At 70.7% G+C, this 1,416-nt stretch carries 2 protein-coding genes and 1 pseudogene; all 3 read right to left on the reverse strand.

Annotated elements, in window-relative coordinates:
• Nucleotides 1-257 precede the first annotated feature (257 nt).
• Nucleotides 258-509 (reverse strand): hypothetical protein, encoded by a 252-nt coding sequence (locus K228_RS0124985; RefSeq protein ID WP_025620795.1) that lies wholly within the window; start codon nt 507-509, stop codon nt 258-260.
• 108 nt (nt 510-617) lie between these two features.
• On the reverse strand, nt 618-1,097 hold the full coding sequence (locus K228_RS0124990) for a Pycsar system effector family protein (protein WP_025620796.1): 480 nt from the start codon (nt 1,095-1,097) through the stop codon (nt 618-620).
• A 90-nt stretch (nt 1,098-1,187) separates the two neighbouring features.
• A pseudogene (locus K228_RS29105) lies at nt 1,188-1,416 on the reverse strand (hypothetical protein); the annotation flags it as partial.

Raw genomic sequence — 1,416 nt, forward strand, 5'->3', positions numbered from 1 at the left:
GGGTGTGGGGCTCTCTTGCTGTCTGGAGTTAGGGGTTGAGCGGTACCGCTCCCTCAAAGTCTGGTGATAACCAGTGGATCTTACGTCCACCCGCGCGCTGGATGTAGACCCAACACGCCCGGATCTATCAATATCCTGTATGGACCCGCCCCGCAACTGCGGGCATTCCCGGACAAGCCAGACATTCTTGTGCGATAAGGGGATCCACGCGTGGGCGGCCCGCTCCTGCGGGCCGCCCGGCCGCGGATGGTGGATGCTCATTCGGCGGGCAGGTGGATGGTGTCGCAGTAGACGGCGGAGCCGTCGCCGTCGTGGTTGTACAACTCGCCGTAGCGGTCGTCCGGGCCGTCCGCAGCGGCGAGTAGCCGCTGGGCCTGCTGACACGCGGCGTCCATCGTGATCGCCATGAAGTAGGCGACAGTCTGCGGGCTGTCGGGCTCAGGATCAGTGACGATGTCCAGGCGGTACTCATCAGTCGCGCCTGTAACGAACGGCTGGTGGGTCATCATGGTCAGGCTCCTGTCATCTGTTACGGATCAAGGGAGTGGCGGGCGGCCTCGGCTGGGATGCATGGGGGCCGCCCGCGCCGCCCGCTGGTGGGAAAGGGGCTCACGCCGTCACCAAGCGCCGATCGCGGCGGCGGCGGTCAGGGCGGCGCCGACGTAGCCGGCCAGCAGCAGGGGCACCGCCCGGCTGATGGCCGCGTATTTGGCGCGTACGGCCCGGGACAGCCAGCACAGCTCGCGGGCGCGAGCGAGGGCGATCAGCTCGTCGACGTCCTGGTGGTCGCCGTCGTCGTAGCGGGCCAGGATCTCGTAGGCGTCGGAGTCGGCGAAGGCAACGAAACCGAAGTCCCCGCCGTCGAGGCGGGGCCGGCAGGCCAGGACCAGCAGCACCAGGGCGGCGCCGACCAGCACGGCGGTGCCGGCCGCGGCAGTCAGGGCCAGGGGGCCGAGCCGGTCACCGGTGCCGGCGAGCACGGCCAGGCCGGCACCGAGCAGCACTCCGGCGACCTGCAAAAAATGGCCCGCTTTCGGGTCGACGCGGGCCAGCTCGGCGCGCACGGTGGTGATCTCAGCGTCCAGGTGGGGCACCATGGGGGTGCTCCTCTCGTCTGATGCGGATGGGAACAGGGAGTGGCGGGCGGCCCCGAGCTTTGGTAGGGCGTGGGGGCCGCCCGCGCGGCGTTACCAGATGGGCGAGTCCGGGCGTGGGTACGCCTCGGGCCGGCAGGCGATGTCGTGGCCGCACCAGTCCCAGACGGCCATGCCGGGACGCAGCGGCACGGTGCGCTCGTCGGCGATGATCTGGTCGGCGGGCTCGGTCCAGTCGACGCCGGTGGCGATCGCGGCGACAGCGGCCTGGTCGACGTGCCGGGCGCACAGCCGGCGGGCGACGGCCTGGCCGCTGGGCAGG

Origin of the sequence: Salinispora cortesiana, assembly GCF_000484695.1 — a bacterium.
Taxonomy (GTDB): domain Bacteria; phylum Actinomycetota; class Actinomycetes; order Mycobacteriales; family Micromonosporaceae; genus Micromonospora; species Micromonospora cortesiana.